This window comes from Pseudomonas sp. X10, from assembly GCF_054889225.1.
Genome location: NZ_CM142677.1, coordinates 3,989,738 through 4,008,086 on the forward strand (window position 1 = coordinate 3,989,738; position 18,349 = coordinate 4,008,086).

General features: G+C 61.7%; 19 protein-coding genes. 4 read left to right on the forward strand and 15 right to left on the reverse strand.

The window, feature by feature from the left end; all coding sequences use genetic code 11:
• Positions 1 to 170 precede the first annotated feature (170 nt).
• The 14 genes from ACYU03_RS18070 to ACYU03_RS18135 form a co-directional block, all read right to left on the reverse strand.
• Positions 171 to 1,733: a flagellar hook-associated protein 3 gene (locus ACYU03_RS18070; RefSeq protein ID WP_461886006.1), complete on the reverse strand. Its 1,563-nt coding sequence runs from the start codon at positions 1,731 to 1,733 to the stop codon at positions 171 to 173.
• 13 nt (positions 1,734 to 1,746) lie between these two features.
• Positions 1,747 to 3,789 carry a flagellar hook-associated protein FlgK gene (gene flgK / locus ACYU03_RS18075; RefSeq protein WP_461886007.1) on the reverse strand — a complete coding sequence of 681 codons (2,043 nt, stop codon included), beginning with the start codon at positions 3,787 to 3,789 and terminating at the stop codon, positions 1,747 to 1,749.
• A 10-nt stretch (positions 3,790 to 3,799) separates the two neighbouring features.
• Complete coding sequence (gene flgJ, locus ACYU03_RS18080; RefSeq protein WP_461886008.1) at positions 3,800 to 4,957, reverse strand: flagellar assembly peptidoglycan hydrolase FlgJ; 1,158 nt, start codon at positions 4,955 to 4,957, stop codon at positions 3,800 to 3,802.
• Positions 4,958 to 4,968: 11 nt separating this feature from the next.
• A complete protein-coding gene (locus ACYU03_RS18085; RefSeq protein ID WP_461886009.1) occupies positions 4,969 to 6,078 on the reverse strand; it encodes a flagellar basal body P-ring protein FlgI in 1,110 nt (369 codons plus the stop codon).
• A gap of 12 nt (positions 6,079 to 6,090) precedes the next feature.
• Positions 6,091 to 6,786: a flagellar basal body L-ring protein FlgH gene (gene flgH, locus ACYU03_RS18090; RefSeq protein WP_461886010.1), complete on the reverse strand. Its 696-nt coding sequence runs from the start codon at positions 6,784 to 6,786 to the stop codon at positions 6,091 to 6,093.
• Between the two features lie 57 nt (positions 6,787 to 6,843).
• On the reverse strand, positions 6,844 to 7,629 hold the full coding sequence (gene flgG / locus ACYU03_RS18095; RefSeq protein ID WP_461886011.1) for a flagellar basal-body rod protein FlgG: 786 nt from the start codon (positions 7,627 to 7,629) through the stop codon (positions 6,844 to 6,846).
• A gap of 46 nt (positions 7,630 to 7,675) precedes the next feature.
• Positions 7,676 to 8,416, reverse strand: coding sequence for a flagellar basal body rod protein FlgF (locus tag ACYU03_RS18100; RefSeq protein WP_461886012.1), 741 nt, complete (start codon positions 8,414 to 8,416; stop codon positions 7,676 to 7,678).
• A gap of 165 nt (positions 8,417 to 8,581) precedes the next feature.
• Positions 8,582 to 8,776, reverse strand: coding sequence for a hypothetical protein (locus ACYU03_RS18105; RefSeq protein ID WP_461891554.1), 195 nt, complete (start codon positions 8,774 to 8,776; stop codon positions 8,582 to 8,584).
• A gap of 115 nt (positions 8,777 to 8,891) precedes the next feature.
• Positions 8,892 to 10,211 (reverse strand): flagellar hook protein FlgE, encoded by a 1,320-nt coding sequence (gene flgE, locus ACYU03_RS18110; protein ID WP_461886013.1) that lies wholly within the window; start codon positions 10,209 to 10,211, stop codon positions 8,892 to 8,894.
• 29 nt (positions 10,212 to 10,240) lie between these two features.
• Positions 10,241 to 10,942: a flagellar hook assembly protein FlgD gene (gene flgD / locus ACYU03_RS18115; protein ID WP_461886014.1), complete on the reverse strand. Its 702-nt coding sequence runs from the start codon at positions 10,940 to 10,942 to the stop codon at positions 10,241 to 10,243.
• 13 nt (positions 10,943 to 10,955) lie between these two features.
• Positions 10,956 to 11,399, reverse strand: a complete 444-nt coding sequence (gene flgC / locus ACYU03_RS18120; protein ID WP_461886015.1) for a flagellar basal body rod protein FlgC — start codon at positions 11,397 to 11,399, stop codon at positions 10,956 to 10,958.
• Between the two features lie 3 nt (positions 11,400 to 11,402).
• Positions 11,403 to 11,810: a flagellar basal body rod protein FlgB gene (gene flgB / locus ACYU03_RS18125; protein ID WP_461886016.1), complete on the reverse strand. Its 408-nt coding sequence runs from the start codon at positions 11,808 to 11,810 to the stop codon at positions 11,403 to 11,405.
• 497 nt (positions 11,811 to 12,307) lie between these two features.
• Positions 12,308 to 13,135 (reverse strand): protein-glutamate O-methyltransferase CheR, encoded by an 828-nt coding sequence (cheR, locus tag ACYU03_RS18130; RefSeq protein ID WP_461886017.1) that lies wholly within the window; start codon positions 13,133 to 13,135, stop codon positions 12,308 to 12,310.
• Positions 13,136 to 13,186: 51 nt separating this feature from the next.
• Entirely contained in the window at positions 13,187 to 14,116 is a 930-nt protein-coding gene (locus ACYU03_RS18135; RefSeq protein ID WP_461886018.1) for a chemotaxis protein CheV, read from the reverse strand.
• A gap of 67 nt (positions 14,117 to 14,183) precedes the next feature.
• Here ACYU03_RS18135 and flgA point away from each other — a divergent pair, with 67 nt between their 5' ends.
• From flgA to ACYU03_RS18155, 4 genes are all read left to right on the forward strand, one after another.
• On the forward strand, positions 14,184 to 14,936 hold the full coding sequence (gene flgA / locus ACYU03_RS18140) for a flagellar basal body P-ring formation chaperone FlgA (protein WP_461886019.1): 753 nt from the start codon (positions 14,184 to 14,186) through the stop codon (positions 14,934 to 14,936).
• Positions 14,937 to 15,088: 152 nt separating this feature from the next.
• Positions 15,089 to 15,403 (forward strand): flagellar biosynthesis anti-sigma factor FlgM, encoded by a 315-nt coding sequence (gene flgM / locus ACYU03_RS18145; RefSeq protein WP_461886020.1) that lies wholly within the window; start codon positions 15,089 to 15,091, stop codon positions 15,401 to 15,403.
• A 47-nt stretch (positions 15,404 to 15,450) separates the two neighbouring features.
• Entirely contained in the window at positions 15,451 to 15,918 is a 468-nt protein-coding gene (locus ACYU03_RS18150; RefSeq protein WP_461886021.1) for a flagella synthesis protein FlgN, read from the forward strand.
• 79 nt (positions 15,919 to 15,997) lie between these two features.
• Positions 15,998 to 16,741, forward strand: coding sequence for a flagellar brake protein (locus ACYU03_RS18155; protein ID WP_461886022.1), 744 nt, complete (start codon positions 15,998 to 16,000; stop codon positions 16,739 to 16,741).
• Positions 16,742 to 16,879: 138 nt separating this feature from the next.
• Here ACYU03_RS18155 and ACYU03_RS18160 read toward each other — a convergent pair whose 3' ends face one another.
• Positions 16,880 to 18,229 carry an MFS transporter gene (locus ACYU03_RS18160; protein WP_461886023.1) on the reverse strand — a complete coding sequence of 450 codons (1,350 nt, stop codon included), beginning with the start codon at positions 18,227 to 18,229 and terminating at the stop codon, positions 16,880 to 16,882.
• Positions 18,230 to 18,349: the final 120 nt, after the last annotated feature.

Consider the following 18,349-nt stretch of genomic DNA (forward strand, 5'->3'; position numbering starts at 1 on the left):
AAAACCGGCAACAAATTCTTGCAAATCCCACCGATAGAATACAGGGAAGATGCCCGATTTGACTCATTGGTCACACTCGATTTGTCTCAGACCACTGCGAAGCGGGTTGACGGCAGGCATGAAAAACCCCGGCAGGCATAGATGCCGGCCGGGGTTGGATGACGCTTGGCTCAGAGCTTGTTGAACAAGCTCAGTTGCGAGAGACGGGCAAATGCCAGCTGGGAGGCCTCTAGCATGGCCTGCTGCAACGTCAACGTTACTGCAGCTTCAGCCATATCAGTATTGCCGATTGCACTTTGCGTGCTCTCATTGGCCAACGACAAACTCGTGTTTTCCAGTGTCTGGATTTCCAAAGAATTGCCACGCGCACCAATCGAACCACGGGTGATGTCTATTCGCTCCCGGGAGCTGGCAAGGTTGGCAACGGCCGAGCCCACAGCTTGTTTGAGGGCGAACTCAGATTCGCCATCGGTAACCGGGTTGTCCAGCGCCGCCCGCAATTGCCCCAGCGTATCCAGCACATTCTGGGTCTTGTGAGTGTTGGCACTGACTGCAAACTGGTCGCCAGCTGCGGGCGTGCCATCCAACTGGTAGGTGACCCCGGCGACCATCAGCGTCCCCCCACCGAAGGTGCCGGTCGCCACCGGTTTGCTGTCAGCGGTATAGGGTTGGGCGTAGAGCGCGTATTCCGTATCACTGGTGAACTTGATCACCGCGCCGTCACTGGGGAAAGTGCTGCGATAGGCATCGGCATCGGTGATGCTGGTACCGGTGACTTGGGCGGTGGAAGCATTGCCAGCGCTGCGCGTCGCCGTCAGCGTGTCCGGCTTGGCCTCAAGGGAGAAGACGTGACCGGCCACAGCCGTGTCCGGATCGTCCCCGTCTTGCAGAGCGATATTGATTTCGAACTCGACACCACGCAGGGAGATGATATTCCCTCCTTCGGCATCGCGATCGAACTTACCGTTGGTTGGCGTCTCGCTGGTGATGTCGTTGCCGTTGGCATCCGTGACGCTGTATTCGGTAGCACTGGTGAACGTCACTGTATAGGGCTGCCCCGCGCCGAAGCGGTCATTGTAGGCATTGACCGAACTCAACAATCCTGAGGACAACCTCACTCGTCCGTCGTCGGGCGTCGGCGCCTGTAGGCTCGACTGGGTTCGACTGTTGTTGGTCGCCTGGTCGAAGACGCTGTAGCCGCTGTCGTTGGTGGCCAGGCGCAAGGTATCGGAGACCTGCAGGCTGAGTTGGGTCTGATCGCCACGGTAGCTGTAGGTACCATCGCTGTTGCGCACATAAGGTGGCGACGAGGTCTTCGACCCGCCAAACATGTAGTCGCCATTGGCATCGCGCGAATTGAGCAGACCAAAGATGTTGGCCTCGATTTCCTTCAGCTCACTGCTGATCGAAACTCGGTCGGCGTCACTCAGACTGCCGCCACCGGCGCGGATGGCCAGTTCGCTGGCACGCTGCATCGCCTCATTGATGGTCGAAAGCACGCTTTCTTCCTGCAGCAGCGCGTTGTTGACCGTGGTCATGTTGGCACTGTACTGCCCCAGCAAAGCACTCTGCTGCTGCAACAGCAGCAGACGGGCCGCCCCGACCGGATCATCCGCCGCCGTCTGGATACGCACACCGGAAGATATCTGTGCCTGGGTCTTGGCCGCATCAGAAAAGTTCTTCGAGTAGCTAGTGGCGCTGGTCTCATAGAATTGAGCAGTGGAAATACGCACGGTCAGCTACTCCTTACAGGGCGTTGATCAAGGTTGAGAACGTCTCTTGCGCGGTCTTGATGATCTGCGACGACGCGGTGTAGTAGTGCTGGAACTTCACCAGGCCAGCAGCTTCGTCATCCAGGTTGACCCCAGAGACGGCACTGCGGCTCTCCTTGGCGGACTTGAGCACGGCATCGGTTGCGGTGGAGTCGAGATTGGCCTGGTTGGCCTTGGCACCGACCCGCTCCACCAGCGAGGCATAGGCCGAGGTGAAGCTGATGCCACCGCCAGATTCTGTGCCTATGGTCGACTTGGTCTGCAATTCCAACAAGGAGGTGGCGTTACGGTTGTCTGATTTACCGTCGGCATTGAACGACAGGCTGAAGCTGTCATTGGCCGCCGGGTTGCCGCCAATGGTGGTCTCCACGTTGAAGGTGCGCGGGTTGCCACTGCCGTCGAGGATCGGCGCACCCGACGCATCGAGCATGGGCACGGCAATCGACAGGTCGTTGTCCTGCCCCGGCACGATGCTGCCAGTCCCGATCTGGTTGCCCTTGGCATCGAACAGCGCATAGCCCTGGGTGCCGCCGCTGGCCTGCTGGAAGACGACACGCACAGGCATCGAGTTGCGGATGGACTCCTGCATCAAGGCGGTGTCGGCACCGCCGTAAATGTCCAGCGCATCAGCGAGGTTAGGCTGGGTGATGGTGCCCGTACCGCCGTTGCCGCTGCCGGCCGTGGCGCTGATCGGCGCCGCAAAGGCCAGTTTGTTGGCGTCGGTCATGACGGTCTTGATGCTCCCCGCCGCCGCACGGGTGGGGATCACCTTGAAGCTGTCGCCCGCAGCCAGGTCTCCGCCATTGAGCTTGAGCGAAAAGCCATCGATCACCGGCGCGGGATCGGCATCCAGGTCGAAACTGCCCATGTCGGTGCCGTCCGAGCGGCGCACGGTGTACTGCTTGTCGCTGGTGAACTTGACCTCATAGTCGTAGGTCGTCAACGCGCCGCTATCGGCAATGGTCACATCCAGGTTGCCGGAGCCAGCGCTGTTGCCCGACGCCGCCAGACTGCGCTGGGCAATGGCCGTGGCGCTGTTGATGCTGGAGAACAAGGCGCTGCCGAACTGCGCGTTGACATCGAGGCCCTGCCCCAACTGACTGTTGATGCTGTCGGCCACCACCAGCGCAACGCGCCCCAGTTCATTCATCGCTGGCGCCAGCACCTCGCTGCGGTAACGCAACAGTCCGCCGATCTGCCCGCCGCTGACCACCGAGGTGACGTCCGAGCTGAAGTTCTGGTAGTTGACCTGCAGGCTGTACTGGCTCTTGTCGGTGTTGCCAGGGGCGACCGACAGCGTATTGGCTCGGTTGCCGGTCACCAGGGATTGGCCGGTACCCAGGTAGACGTCAAAGTTGCCGTCACGCTCCTGCACGGTCACGCCGACCAGCTCGTTCAGCGAGCGCACCGCTTCGTTGCGTGCGTCGAGCAGGCTGTTGGGGGTATTGCCTGAGGCCGACAGTTGCACGATCTGCTTGTTGTACTCGGCAATACTGGCCGTCAGCTTGTTGACCTGGCCAGTGAGGGTATCGAGCTGGGAGTTGATGCTCTCGTTCTGCTGGCTCATCTGGGTGGAGATGGCATTGAAACGGTTGCTCAAGGTCTGCGCCTGGGTCAGCAGCAGTTGCCGGGAGGCGACGTCGCCCGGCTTGGCCGAGGCCGTCTGCAACGCGGAGAAGAATGAGCTAAGGACCGAGCTGATGCCGGTGTCGCGGTCGGCCAGCAACTTGTCGACGCTGGTGATCTGGTCCTGGAAAGCGACGGCGTCAGCCTGCAGCGAAGTGGCGGTCTGCAACTGGTTGTCCAGGTAAGCGCTGTATATGCGGCGGACATCCGACAATGTCGTGCCTGTACCCAGGAAACCGACGCCGATGTTCTGCAGGGCGCCCGCGGACTGCACGGCCTGCTGGCGCGAGTACCCGGAAGTGGCGGCGTTGGCGATGTTGTTACTGGTGACCGACAACGCCGCCTGGCTGGCATTCAGGCCGCTCAGGCCGATCGAAATCAGGTTCGACATGCTTCAATCCTTATAGATTCGTGGAACTGCCAGCCATGGCGTACTGCTGGGTTGGCTGCATCTGCCGGGCAATGGTGATGATCTTCTTCGCGTAGCCTGGATCGGTCGCATAGCCCGCCTTCTGCAGCTCTCTGGCGAACTGCTCTGGGTTATCGGCCACTTTCAAGGCATCTTGATAGCGTGAATTGTTCTGCAATAGGTTGACCAGGTCATGGAAGCTCTCCTGGTAGGAACCATAGGAACGGAACGCCGCCGTTTCTTTGACGAACTGGCCATCACGGAACTCGCTGGTGATCGCCCTCGCCTGCCCGCCCTGCCAGTTGCCGGTGGCCTTGATGCCGAACAGGTTGTGGCTGCTGCTGCCATCGCTCTGGCGCATGATCGACTTGCCCCAGCCGGTTTCCAGGGCGGCCTGGGCCACCAGGTAGCGAGGGTCGATACCGATGCGCTTGGCCGCCTGTTCGGCCATCGGCAGCATGGTGGCGATGAACGCCTCGCTGTCGGCGAAGGCCTTCTTCGCCGGTGCCAGCGGCGGCTGGGCCACGGCACGCCCGTAGATCTGCATGCGCCCTGGTGCGGCGTCGCCCTGCACGCCCTGACGGGGCGGCAGCGCGGCGCTGCTGGTCGCGGCGCCGGCGTCCGCCGAGGGTACGATCCCGGCCAGCAGGCGGTCGGTAAGCTTGCCCGGCAACGCCAGGCGGCGTGAGTTGAGCGCGGCGACATCATTGCGCGTGGCGCCACTGCTTTCTCCACGCAACGGCTCGGCGACGCGAGCGCCCCACAGCGCAGGCTGGTGGCCCTCGCTGCGCGGGAATGGACTGGTGCTGGCAGCACTAACACCCTTCTGCTTGGACAACTGGCGCATCAGCACGTCCTGCAAGCCGATGCCGCCACCCTCGCGGGACATGCTCACGGCCAACTGCTGGTCGTACATTTCCTGGTACTGCTTGACGGTCTCGGTATTGAGCGGGTTGTCATCGGCCAGCACATTGCTGGCCTTGCGCGATGCCTTGAGCATCTCGCTGATGAACAGCGACTCGAACTCCTGGGCGACCTTGCGCAGGTTGCCCTCGCTGTCGCGGTCACCCACCTTCAGCGAACTGAGGCGGTTCAGGTCGGTGTAGGCGCCGCTGTCGGCAGGGCTGGAGACCAGGCTCTTGGGATTCATCGCCCGCCTCCTCAGATCACGATCAGGTCGGCCTGCAAGGCGCCGGCCTGTTTCAGGGCTTCGAGGATCGCCATCAGGTCGCTCGGCGCGGCGCCGACCTGGTTCACCGCGCGGACGATCTCATCCAGCGTAGTGCCCGGCCCGAACTTGAACATCGGCTTGGCTTCCTGCTCGGCATTGACCCGCGAGCGCGGCACCACGGCGGTCTGGCCGCCAGAGAACGGGCCAGGCTGGCTGACGATCGGGTCTTCGGTGATGGTCACGGTCAGGCTGCCGTGGGTCACCGCGGCCGGCGACACCTTGACGTTCTGGCCGATGACGATGGTGCCGGTGCGTGAGTTGATGATGACCTTGGCCACGGCCTGGCCCGGGTCGATCTCCAGGTTCTCGAGAATCGACAGGTAGTCGACGCGCTGGCTCGGGTCCATCGGCGCACTGACTCGCACCGAACCGCCGTCCAAAGCCTGGGCGACACCCGGGCCGAGCAGTTCGTTGACCTTGTCGACGATGCGCTTGGCGGTGGTGAAGTCGGGCCGGTTGAGGTTCAGGGTCAGGCTGTTGCCCTGGTTGAAACCACTGGGCACGGCGCGCTCGACGGTGGCGCCGCCAGGAATACGGCCGGCCGATGGCACGTTGACGGTGATCCGCGAGCCGTCGCGGCCCTCGGCATCGAAGCCGCCGACCACCAGGTTGCCCTGGGCGATGGCGTAGACGTTGCCGTCGATCCCCTTGAGCGGGGTCAGCAGCAGGCTGCCGCCGCGCAGGCTCTTGGAGTTGCCGATCGACGACACGGTGATATCGACCACCTGGCCGGGCTTGGCGAAGGCCGGTAGGTCGGCATGCACCGACACGGCAGCAACGTTCTTCAACTGCACGTTGCCCGTACCCGCCGGCACCTTGATGCCGAATTGCGACAGCATGTTGTTGAAGGTCTGCAAGGTGAACGGGGTCTGGGTGGTCTGGTCACCCGTGCCATTCAAGCCCACCACCAGGCCGTAGCCGATCAACTGGTTGGTGCGCACGCCAGAAATACTGGCAATGTCCTTCAGGCGCTCGGCATGGGCAGCGAACGCACAGGACAGGAGGAGCATGGCGGCAAGCAATTGCCTGAAATTGAACATGGGCATCCGGACTCAGAAAGGCCAAAGCGGGCTGAGGAAGAAGCGGTCCAGCCACCCGGGCTGGCTGGCGTCGGCGAAGGAGCCCGTGCCCGAATAGGTGATGCGCGCATCGGCCACGCGGGTCGACGGTACGGTGTTGTCAGTGGCGATATCGTCGGCACGGACCAAACCGGCGATGCGCACCAGCTCATCGCCGGTGTTGAGGGTCAGCCATTTCTCGCCGCGCACGGCAATGATGCCATTGGGCAGGACGTCGGCCACGGTGACGGTGATCGAGCCGGTCAGGGTATTGCCCTGGGCGGCCTTGCTGTCACCTTTGGTCGCGCGGTCGCCGCTGTAGCCGGCGTTGAGGCTCAGGTCGCCGCCGCCGAACGGGTTGTTGGTGTTCGGCACGGCGCCGAACAGCGACGTCAAGCCGATGTTCGCTTCGCTGTTCTTGGCGATCTGCGAGTTGGCGCTCTTGCTCGCCGAGGTGCGCTCATTGAGGGTGATGGTGATGATGTCACCGACCCGGAACGCCTTGCGGTCGCTGTACAGGTTCTGTTCGAAACCGGCCTGGTAGATCGAACCGTTGTTGGCCGCCGCCGGCAGTGGGGTACGCGGCAAGACCGGCGCGTAGTACGGGTCGTTGGGCTTGGCTACCGGTGCGACGCAGCCGGCCAGCAACAACACCCCACCCAGGGCGAAGACGGATAACAGACGATTCATGACGCTTACCTCACGGTGTAACAGGGGCTGCGTGAGCGGCCGCCGGACTTTCAAGGCTTACAGCTGCTGGGTGACGAACGAGAGCATCTGGTCGGCGGTGGAAATGACCTTGGAGTTCATTTCGTAGGCACGTTGGGTGGTGATCATGTTGACCAGCTCTTCCACGGTGCTGACGTTGGAGTTCTCCAGGGTCTGCTGCTGGGTGGTGCCAAAGCCGTTCAGGCCCGGGGTGCCGATCTGTGGCGCGCCGCTGGCTGCGGTTTCCAGGAACAGGTTGTTGCCGATCGCCTGCAGGCCAGCCGGGTTGATGAAGTCGGCGGTCTGGATGTTGCCGATAATCTGCGCGGCCGGGTTGCCGGCGGTGGTGATCGACACGGTGCCATCCTGGCCGACGGTGAAGGTCTGCGCATCCGGCGGCACGATGATCGCAGGCTCCAGTGCAAAACCGTTGGCAGTGACGATCTGGCCGTCAGAGTTCAGGTGGAAGGTGCCGTCACGGGTGTAGGAGACGGTGCCATCCGGCTGCAGGACCTGAAAGAAGCCCCGGCCATTGACCGCCATGTCCAGCGGGTTCTCGGTGGTCTGCAGGCTGCCGGCACTGAAGTTCTTCTGGGTGCCGACGATGCGCACACCGGTACCGACCTGCAGGCCCGAAGGCAGCTCGCTATCCTGGGTCGACTGGGCGCCCGGCTGGCGCTTGATCTGGTACAGCAGGTCCTGGAACTCGGCCCGGTCGCGCTTGAAGCCGGTGGTCGAGACGTTGGCCAGGTTGTTGGAAATGACCGTCAGGTTGGTGTCCTGGGCGGACAGGCCGGTTTTACTGACCCAAAGAGCCGGAAGCATAGTGTTCTCCTCGCGCGCCTGTTTTACGGCACCCGTTCAAATGTGATTAGCCGATTTGCAAAACCCGAGCCATGGCTTCATCGCCTTCCTTGGCCGTGTTCATCATCTTGACGTGCAGTTCGAATTGACGGGACAGCGCCAGCACCGAGGTCATCTCTTCCACGGCGTTCACGTTGCTCGCCTCGAGAAAACCCGACACCAGCTTTACGTTGACATCGGCATCGGCGGGCTGGCCGCTCTTGGTGTGGATCATGCCGTCCAGGCCCTTAGCCAGGTCGCGCACGTCCGGGTTGACCAGCTTGATCCGGTCGACCTCGGCCATGACTCGCGGGTCTTCGCCCATGGCGCGGATGCTGATGGTGCCGTCCTCGCCGATCTCGACCTTCTGCTCCGGCGGAATGGCGATTGGGCCGCCATTGCCCAGTACCGGCATGCCATTGCCGGCACGCAGCACGCCGAGGGCGTCAATGTTCAGACTGGCGGTGCGGACATAGGCCTCGCTGCCATCCGGCGCCTGCACGGCGATGAAACCGTCGCCGCCGATGGCCACGTCCAGGTCGCGGCCGGTTTCCTGCAGCGCCCCTGGGGTGAAATCGGTGGCCGGGCGTTCGGTCATGGCATAGGCCCGCGCCGGAAAGCTGTCACCGAATACCGGCATCGAACGCGCCTGCTCCAGGTCGCGCTGGAAACCGCTGGTGGAAATGTTCGCCAGGTTGTTGGCGTGAGCCCGCTGGGCCAGCGCGTTCTGGCTGGCGCCGGTCATGGCCACGTAAAGCATCTTGTCCACGGATTCTCCTTTGCGCGTTCACATGCCGCGCTGACGCATTGCGATTGGCAAAGCAATTATCGAACCAAGTGAGCAAAAGCCCGTAACCACGGGCCTTCAGGCAGAGGTGAACGGCCGTCACCGTCAGTTTGTCGGCAAAGATTTGCCAGCCCCGGCAATCCCGGGTCAGTAAACCCGGCAACCGGCATTGTCGAAAGGCCCGGCATGGCGCACCCAGCCTTCTCCCGGCTGCCTCTGCGCGCACATGTAGCGGCCGGTCTGCTTGCTCTGCCACTGATACCAAGGCGCTGGCGCCGCCTGTAGCCCAGCCTGGGCCATGAGCAGCAACATCACCCCGACGAGTACGCCTGGTCTTTTCACCTGAACAGCCTCGCGGTCATTTCAGAAACGTAAAAAAGCCCCAGCAGGCTGGTAATGCCGCTCATTGAAATGAACTGCATTACGGCAGGCTGGGGCTATTGCCAGCATGGGCCCATCAGGCCATCTGGATGATGGTCTGCATCAGGGTGCTTTCGGTGGAGATCGTCTTGGCATTCGCCTGATAGTTGCTTTGCGCCTTGATCAGATTGACCAGTTCGCCCGTCAGGTCGACGTTGGAGTCTTCCAACGCGCCGCCATAGATCTTGCCGAGCGTGCCAGTATCCGGCTCACCCACGACAGGTACGCCCGAAGCGTAGGACTCCCTCCAGCTAGTGCCACCGATAGGCGTCAAGCCTTGTACGTTGGCGAAATTGGCGATGACCACCTGGCCAATCACCTTGTCCTCGCCGTTGGTGAAGTTGGCGAAGAGATTGCCGCTCTGGTCCACCGTCAAACCGGTAAGCTCACCCGTGGCATAGCCATCCTGGGTTTTCGCCGTGGTCGCCGACGCAGCGTTGTACTGGGTCGTCGCCAGCATATCCAGCGTCACCCCTCCTGGCCGGGCGGTCGCGCCGTTGCTCGCCCAATCACCGGCGGCATTCTTCTCAGCCGGAATCCAGCCATCGAGGCGGAAGCTCTTGTCGTCGCCAATCGCCAGGCCACCGGGCACCGGGCCTGCGTTCATCGAAGCCGTATCCAGGGTGCCGTCGGATTTAAAGGCCAAGGTGTTGGCCAGTGGCGTGTCCGAGGTCGGGTCAGCCGGGTTGCGCCCGTCGATGGTGGTGTACATCGTCCAGGAGTTGGAAGCTTCATCCTTGACGAAATACTGGTTGAGCTGATGCGCATTGCCTTGGCTGTCGTACACATCAGTGTTGAAGGCGTAGTTGTAGGTCTCTACGTTCTTCGGATCGAATGGTGTCACCGTGGGTACGGTGGCGCTGGAGTTCAGGTTGACGGTCTCTGAAATCTTGCCAGTCGGATTAGGCGTCAGGTTCGAGGTATCGATCTTCAAGTCGACCAACGCGCCCGGAACGATCTTGCCGTTGGCATCGACCGCATACCCCTGCAGGTTGGCCCCCTGGGCATTGACGATATAGCCGGCCTTGTCGCTGTAGAACGCACCTGCACGGGTATAGATCTTCGAGCCGTTGTCACTCAAGGCAAAAAAGCCGTTGCCATCGATGGCCAGGTCAAGGCTTTGCCCGGTCCCGACAATATTGCCCGACGAGAACATCTGCGAAACGGCTGCCGTGGTGACACCACTGCCGCCAACGGTCCTGCCGCTGGTTCCGCGAATCGACGCCGCATATTGATCAGCGAACTCCGCACGCGAGGATTTGAAGCCTGTCGTGGCGACGTTGGCAATGTTGTTGCCGGTGACATTCAGGGCCTTGTTTGCCGCATAAAGCCCGCTAAGGCCAATATTGAAAGACATCTGCTCACTCCTGCCGCTCGAACCGGCCCTTAGATTCCAATCGTTTGAATTTTCGACAGTGCCACGCTACCCAGGCCTGCCAGGTTCAGCATCATTTCCGAACCATTGCCGCCCATGGTCACGCTGCTGACCGTCGCCGGCAGATTGGTCGTCATGGTCGTTGCCGTACCCTCGACATCCGCGGTCGCCTTGAAGGTGTAAACCCCCGGCGGCGCCACCTCTCCGTCACTGTCCTTGCCGTCCCAGGTGAAATCGACCTTGCCGCCCGACTGGCTGCCCAGGTCGATGGTGCGCACCAGCTCGCCATCGCTGTCATAGACCCCGACCTTGACTGCCGTGCTGGACGACGTCAGGTTGACCGAGCCTTGCATGTCCTTGCTGGTGTCCACCTGCGCCTTGTCGGTCTGGACAATCACATTGCGCCCGACCAAGGAGGACGCCTGGAGCGCCTGGGACGACTGGAAGGCGCTGACGATGGTGGATACGGAACTGTTCAGGGTCTGCATGCTTTCAAGACTGCTGAACTGCGCCAACTGCGCGACGAACTCGCCGTTCTCCTGGGGATCGAGGGGGTTCTGGTGCTGCATCTGGGTAACCAGCAACTGCAGGAACGCGTCCTTGCCCAGCGCGCTACCGGCGCTGCCGGTATTGTTTCTATTGGTGTTCTCAGGCTTTTGCAGGGACGTCAGTACCGAGTTGGCAACGCCGCTGGTGGAGTCGGTTGTGCTCATATCGATTTCCTGATCACTGACCCAAGGTCAGAACCTTCTGCATCATGGTCTTGGCCGTGTTCATCAGCTCGGCGTTGGTTTGGAACGAACGGCTGGCGGAGATCATGTCGGCCATTTCCTCAACCACGTTGACGTTCGGGTAGTACACGTAGCCGTCCTTGTTCGCCGCCGGATGGTTCGGCTCGTAGCGTGCCTCGAGGTTGCTCTGGTCCTCGACGATGCCCATCACTTGCACGCCCTGCCCTGCCGCGCCCTGGTCCTGGAACAGCGATTGGCTGACGCCACTCTGGGCCTGCTGGAAGGTGGTGGCGAATACCGGGTGGCGCGCACGGTAGGTCTGGTCGATGCTCGACGACACGGTCTCGGCGTTGGCGATGTTCGAAGCGACGGTGTTCAACCGGGTGGTCTGGGCACTCATGCCGCTACCGGCGATATTGAAAACACTGGCGAGGGACATGGATTACTCTCCGCGCAGGGCCGAAACCAGCCCTTTGAATTTACTGTTGAGCAGGGTGAAGCTGGCCTGGAAGTTCATGGCGTTTTCCGCATAGTTCGATTGCTCGATCTGCGCGTCGACGGTGTTCTGGTCGATCGACGGCTGCATGGGCGTGCGGTACTGCAGGGTCTCATCACCCATGCTCAGGCCTTCGGCCTCGATATGCCGGCTGTTGGTCCGCTCCAAAGCGAAATGGCCGCCCTGGCGCTTCTCACTCTCGGCGGCCAGCACCGCGGAGAAGTCCATATCGCGAGCCTTGTAATTCGGCGTGTCGGCGTTGGCGATGTTGTTGGCCAGCACCTCGGCGCGCTGGGCACGGAAGCCCAGTGCCTTTTCATGGATGCCAAGCGCTTTGTCGAAACTGATGCTCATGTCAGGGAACCTTCGAAGGTTGACCGGAGTGCGTTGATCAAGCTTTAGCAAGCCTTGTGCCAACAGGTCAGACCTAGAAGATCCGCGGGTTTCAGCGGCTTGCCGCCAGCGGCAATGCCAGAAAAGCGGCAATGGATTTCCGCTTGGCGTCAGCAAAGCGGCAAAAATGGGGGGATAGGCTGCAAGCTATGCATGCCGGCAGTTCTTCGGCGCCCTCAAGACCCCGAGCCGCCCGCGCGGCGCATCGCGACACAAGGCCGCTCCCACAGTAGCCTTGGCGCAAGGCGAAAGATTGCGTGGAGGCTGTTGCGGCCACCTCGATATCTCTGTCGTACAAACAAAGACTAAGACTTCGGTCTATCAGGCCATGGCACGTTGCAATCAATGTGGGAGCGGCCTTGTGTCGCGATGCGCCGCGCGGGCGGCGCGGGATCTTGAGGGCGCCACAAACTCTCGACATGCACAGCGATGCGCCGCGGGATCTCGCACAAAGACACCTATTTCGCCTGGTAGATGATCCCCGGGCTGCATTGGACCATCTGGTAATGGTCCGGCAGGCCGTTGAGCGCTTCGGAGGCGCCGAGGAACAGGTAGCCACCCGGTTTGAGCGCTCCGTGGATACGTAGGAGGATGTCTTTCTTGACCTGGGCCGAGAAGTAGATCAGTACGTTGCGGCAGAAGACGATGTCGAACTTGCCCAGGCTGGCATAGCTGTCGAGCAGGTTGAACGAGCGGAATTCGACACGGCTGCGGATGGCCGGCTTGACCGCCCAACGCCCCGGTCCCTTGGCGTCGAAGTAACGCTGCAGGCGCTCCTGGGACAGGCCACGGGCAATTGCCAGGTTGTCATACTCGCCGGTCTTACAGTTAGCGAGCATCGTGCCCGACAGGTCGGTGGCGACAATCTGCGCGCCCATCTTCAACTGACCGATGTTGCTGCGCTCGAACTCGTCGATGGCCATGGAAATGGAGTAAGGCTCCTGCCCGGAGGAGCAGGCCGCCGACCAGATGCGCAGGCGCTGGCCGGGGTTGGCTTTGATCTGCTCGGGCAGGACCTTGTTCTTCAACACCTCGAACGGATAAGTGTCGCGAAACCAGAGGGTCTCGTTGGTGGTCATCGCATCGACCACCCGCTCACGCAGGCCACTGCGCGGCTGGCTCTGGATGCGCTGTACCAGCTCGGTCAGGGACTTGATGCCCTGCTGCTCCATCAGCTTGTTGAGACGGCTGGAAACCAGATATTGCTTATTCTCACCTAGCAGGATGCCACAGGCTTTTTCCAGGAAGACCCGGAATTGTTCGAAATCCAAATTACCCGTAGACAATGCTGCCGCCTCTTAAGTCATCAATAGCGCCAGGGGCATGCCCCTGGCTGTTCAGTGCGTGGCCTTGATGCGATCGACCACACGCTGGGCCAGATCGTCCGGCTTGAACTTGGCAAGGAAGTCATCGGCGCCGACCTTCCTGACCATGGCGTGGTTGAATACGCCAGACAGCGAAGTATGCAGGAGGATGTGCAGCTTTTGCATGCGCGGGTCGCTGCGTATCTCGGCGGTGAGGGTATAACCGTCCATCTCCGGCATTTCAATGTCCGAGATCATCATCAAGAACTCTTCTTCAGGCCGCTTGCCCTCGTCCACCAACTTGCGCAGGTAGTCCAGGGCCTGGCGGCCGTCATTGAGCGCCACGACCTCGACCCCCACACTCTGCAGACAGCGACCAACCTGCTTGCGCGCCACCGACGAGTCGTCAACCGTCAGCACCCGCGACATCACAGCCTTGTCCTGTACCTCGGCATCGACCACACCGGCGGAGATCGTCTCGGAGGTCGGCGACACTTCGGCGAGGACCTTCTCCACATCGATGATTTCCACCATCCGGTTGTCCACCCGGGTCACCGCCGTCAGGTAGTGATCGCGGCCAGTGCCCTTGGGCGGCGGATGGATCTCCTCCCAGTTCATGTTGACGATGCGTTCGACCGAGTGCACCAGGAAGCCCTGGGTCTTGGTGTTGTACTCCGTGATGATCACGAAACTGTTGCGGTTCTCTTCCCGCAGCCCGGGCAAGCCGGTCGCCATCGACAAATCGAGGATGGGGATGGTTGCTCCCCGGATACTCGCCACACCGCGCACGACCGGGTGGGACTTGGGCAGAATGGTCAGGTCCGGGCATTGCAGCACCTCCCGTACCTTGAACACATTGATGCCGTAGAGCTGATCGCCATTGAGGCGGAACAGCAGCAGCTCCAGGCGATTCTGCCCGACCAGTTGCGTGCGCTGGTTCACCGAATCCATTACACCAGCCATGCCAGACTCCTTCACCAACGTTTCAGCCCGTGTACCGAATCGGCACGGGCTTTGCTTTTTGAGCGTTATGCACATGAAAACGACATTTTTCCGACGACTGCTGCGCCCCCTGCCCGGCCTCTTGGCCGTGCTGTGCCTGCTGGCACCCGGCGCTCGCACGCTGGCTGATGCGTTTACCTTGCCTGAACAGCTTATCGGCGTCACCCAAGGGTTTCTTGAATTCACAGTGGAAGATTACCTGGCCAGCACCGGGACCGAAGGCCGTTACGAGATCCAGGTCAACACCCTCGACCCACGCTTGCGCATGCCGCTGTGCGAACAACAGCTGGATGCAACGCTGGAAAGTCCGGCGCAACCGCTGGGGCGGGTCACGGTGCGCGTGCGTTGCAATGGCAATGCGCCCTGGACAGTATTCGTCCCGGCCCAGGTACGCCTGTACCGTGATGTCGTCACCATGGCTCGCCCACTCAAGCGCGCAAGCGTGATCGGCGCAGACGACGTGGCCCTGCGCGAACGCGATGTGGGCACGCTCAACCAGGGCTTCCTGACCCAACTGAACCAGGCGGTGGGCATGAAGCTGCTGCGTCCGACCGTGATGGACCAGGTACTCACCCCGCAGCATCTGGAGCAGGCCGAGGTGGTGCGCAAGGGCGATCATGTGGTGATCATGGCCCGCAGCGGCAGCCTCAGCGTGCGCATGCCGGGCGAAGCCTTGAGTAAGGGCGGCCTCAGCGAACAGATCCGGGTCCGCAACCTCAACTCCAAACGGGTCGTCAAGGCTCGGGTCACGGGGCCTGGCCAGGTCGAGGTGGCCATGTAAGAGAAGGCTGGCGGTGCGCAACCGCTTTTCCTAAACTGTGTCAGAACGGGTTACACGGGCTTGTCGAACGGCGACTTTACATTTTCGCCTAAAGTTTTTTTCGGGTTGGCCGAAAACAAGGCAAGCGTACAAATACCCAGAGGTTCCTGATCATGGTCATCGACTTCAGTCGTTTGAATAACTCCCCGAGCGTCACGGGCGGCGTACGCAGCACCCCTGCGGCCGACACTGCCGGGAAAGCGGGCGAAACCGCCGATGCGCCTAAAAACGCCGGCGCCAGCGGAGAAGCGGTACACCTCAGCCACGAGGCCCAGCAATTGCAGAAGATCAGCGACGAGCTGCGCGACCAGCCGGTTGTCAACAGTGCCCGCGTGGCCGAGTTGAAACAGGCCATCGCTGATGGCAGCTATCAGGTCGATGCCGGCCGGGTCGCGAGCAAACTGCTCAATTTCGAAGCCCAGCGCTGACCTGATGGCGCGCTGACTTCAAGGACGCCACAAGCCAAGAGCCAGCCATGCACGACACCACTTTGCTGCAACTGATCGAAGACGATATTGCCCCAGCGCAACAACTGCTCGAGTTACTGCAAACCGAAGCAGTCGCCCTGCATGGCCGTGACATGCCATTGCTGGAAACCATTTTGGCGCGCAAGCAGTCATTGATCGTGTTGCTCGACCAGCAAGGCCGCCGCCGTAGCGAGTTGCTCACCAGCCTCGGCTTGAGCCCTGACCGCGAAGGCGCGAAGGCCCTGGCCGCGCAATCTCCCCAGGGTGAAGTGTTGATGCAGCGGCTCGACGTGCTGGCCAAGCTGATGGAAGAATGCCAGGCCGTCAACGAGCGCAATGGCCAGTCCATCCAGCTCCAGCAATACGCCACGGCCAACCAGATCAGGATCCTCATGGGTGGCGATTCTCCATCGCTCTACGACAGCCGCGGCGCCACCGCATCACTGGCCAAGCCCCGGGCGCTCAGCCAAGTGTGATTACGTCTACCAAGGCACGGAGCATGCTGGCAAAATGATGACACTCGCGTGTGTCGTTTTGCCTGGAGATTGATAACCCGTGTTCAATGAAACCGATGCTCCACAGCCGCCAAAGGTGCTGAATACCCCTTTGGAAATCGCTGCCAACCTGCGATTGCTGCTAGAGGGCAACGACCCACTGATCATTACTTTCCACGAGCGCAGCCAGCGCTTCCAGAGCTATGTCGTGCATGTCGACCGCGCTGGCAACACCCTGGCGCTGGACGAGATGATCCCCCGCGACGGGGAACGCTTCCTGGAGAACGGCGAACCCTTCCGCATCGAAGGCTTCCACGACGGCGTGCGTATCGCCTGGGAATGCAATACCCCTCTGAGCATCACCGAGATCGATGGCCATCGCTGCTACCGCGGCAGCCTGCCGGAAGAGGTGACCTATCACCAACGGCGCAATGCATTCCGGGCCGCCCTCAAACTGTCGCAACTGCTCGAGGTCGTGCTCGATGGCGACAAGCTCAAAGGTGACGGCGCCCTACGTGGCAAATTGCTGGATATTTCCGCCACTGGCTGCAAGCTGCGTTTCGAGGGCAATGTCGAAGAGCGTCTGCAACTGGGCCAGGTCTACGAGAAGTTCGCCGCTGGTGCCCCGCTCGGCCTGAACCAAACCATGGTGGAACTGCGCCACCTGCATTACGAAGAGCGCTTCAACACCACCTTCGCCGGGGTGCGCTTCCATAACCTCAACGGCCAGATGCAACGCAGAGTCGAAAGCTTCGTCTACCAATTGCAGCGTGAAGCGCGCCGGTTCGACAAAGACGATTACTGATCGAGTCACTACCAGGACTGTTGTGCAGCCCATCGCGACACAAGGCCGCTCCCGCAGGGTTGTGTCAGTCGCAAGATTCGCGGCTTACACAGGTATTAGCCCCAGCTGCAACAGCATTGGGGCTCGTCACGACGAATCTCACACTGGGGTCGGCTTGTCCGCCTCGGCCGTCACGCTCTCCTCGGCAGGCTCGCCCTGCTCCTCCTCCCCTTCGGTGTCTTCCGCTGCCACCGGCGTCTGCATCTGCTCTTGCACCACCTGCTCATCGACACGCGGGTCCAGGGCTGCCGACAATGGCGAGCCCGCCGCCGGCATGGCCACGTGATGCAGCGGCGCATCGTCCACCTGGTGCAGGTTGGTGACCGCTTTCGGACGGATGCGCCAGACCAGGACCAAGGCAAAGAACACGAAGAACGCATACAGCATCTGGCTGCCCAGCATCTTCATCAACACACCGGCCGTCAGCGGGCCGATACTGGCACCGACGCCGTAGGTGACCAGCAGCATGGCGGTCAGCGACACGCGTCGCTCACCCTCGACGTGGTCGTTGGAGAACGCCACGGCCAGCGGGTAAAGGCAGAACTGCAGCAACGAAATCAAAAAGCCGATGGCGAACAACAGTTCCAGCGGCACGCTGGGCAGGATCGCCAGCGGCAGCGAGATCAGCGCGATACCGACCGCCACACTACGGATCAGCAGGGCTCGGTCATAGCGGTCGGACAACCAGCCCAGCGGCCATTGCACCAACAGGCCAGCGAAGATGCAGCAGCCCATGAACAGACCGATCTGCTCCGTGGACAGCCCCTGGTGCGCCGCATACACCGGCGCCAATCCATAGAACGAGCCCACGATCAGGCCCGAGCCCAGCACCGTGCTGAGCGATTGCGGCACCCGCTTGATGAAGAACCTCGGCTCCATGGGCGCCGGGCGCAGCGGCGCCGGGTGGATACGCCGGGTCATGGCCACCGGCACCAGGCACAGGGCAAAGCACATGGCGACCAACATCAACAGCTCCGGCCCCAACTGTGGATGCACCACCAGAATCAACTGGCCAAGCACCAAGCCGAGGTAAGAAGCGATCATGTAGCCACTGAACACCGCGCCACGCTGACGGGCGTCGGCTTGCTCGTTGAGCCAGCTCTCGATGACCATGTACTGGCACATCATTCCAAGGCCGACGATCATCCTCAGCCCCACCCAGGCCGGCAACCAGTCGGTCATGCCATGGCCGAGCACCGCCGCGCCGACGATGCCGGCACAGGTGGCGTAGGCGCGGATATGTCCGACCCGGCCGATCAGCCGGTGGCCGATCTTGCCCCCCAGGGCCAGGCCGAAATAGTTGGCCGCCATCAGCGCACCGACCCACAGGCTGTCGACATGATCGGCCGCCAGCCGCAGGGCCAGGTAGGTACTCAACAGGCCGGAGCCGATCAGCATCATCAGGGCAGCAAAATACAGCGAGCGAAATGACTTCCAGATCTGTCGCATCAGCGTCCCGAAGGGCTCCTTGGGGCAGGTGTAGAACTGCCTGAAAGCATAAGGGGAAAACTGCAGCAACGCAGGCCCCCGGACGCAAAAAAACAGGTGAGGGACGTATTGACACCCATG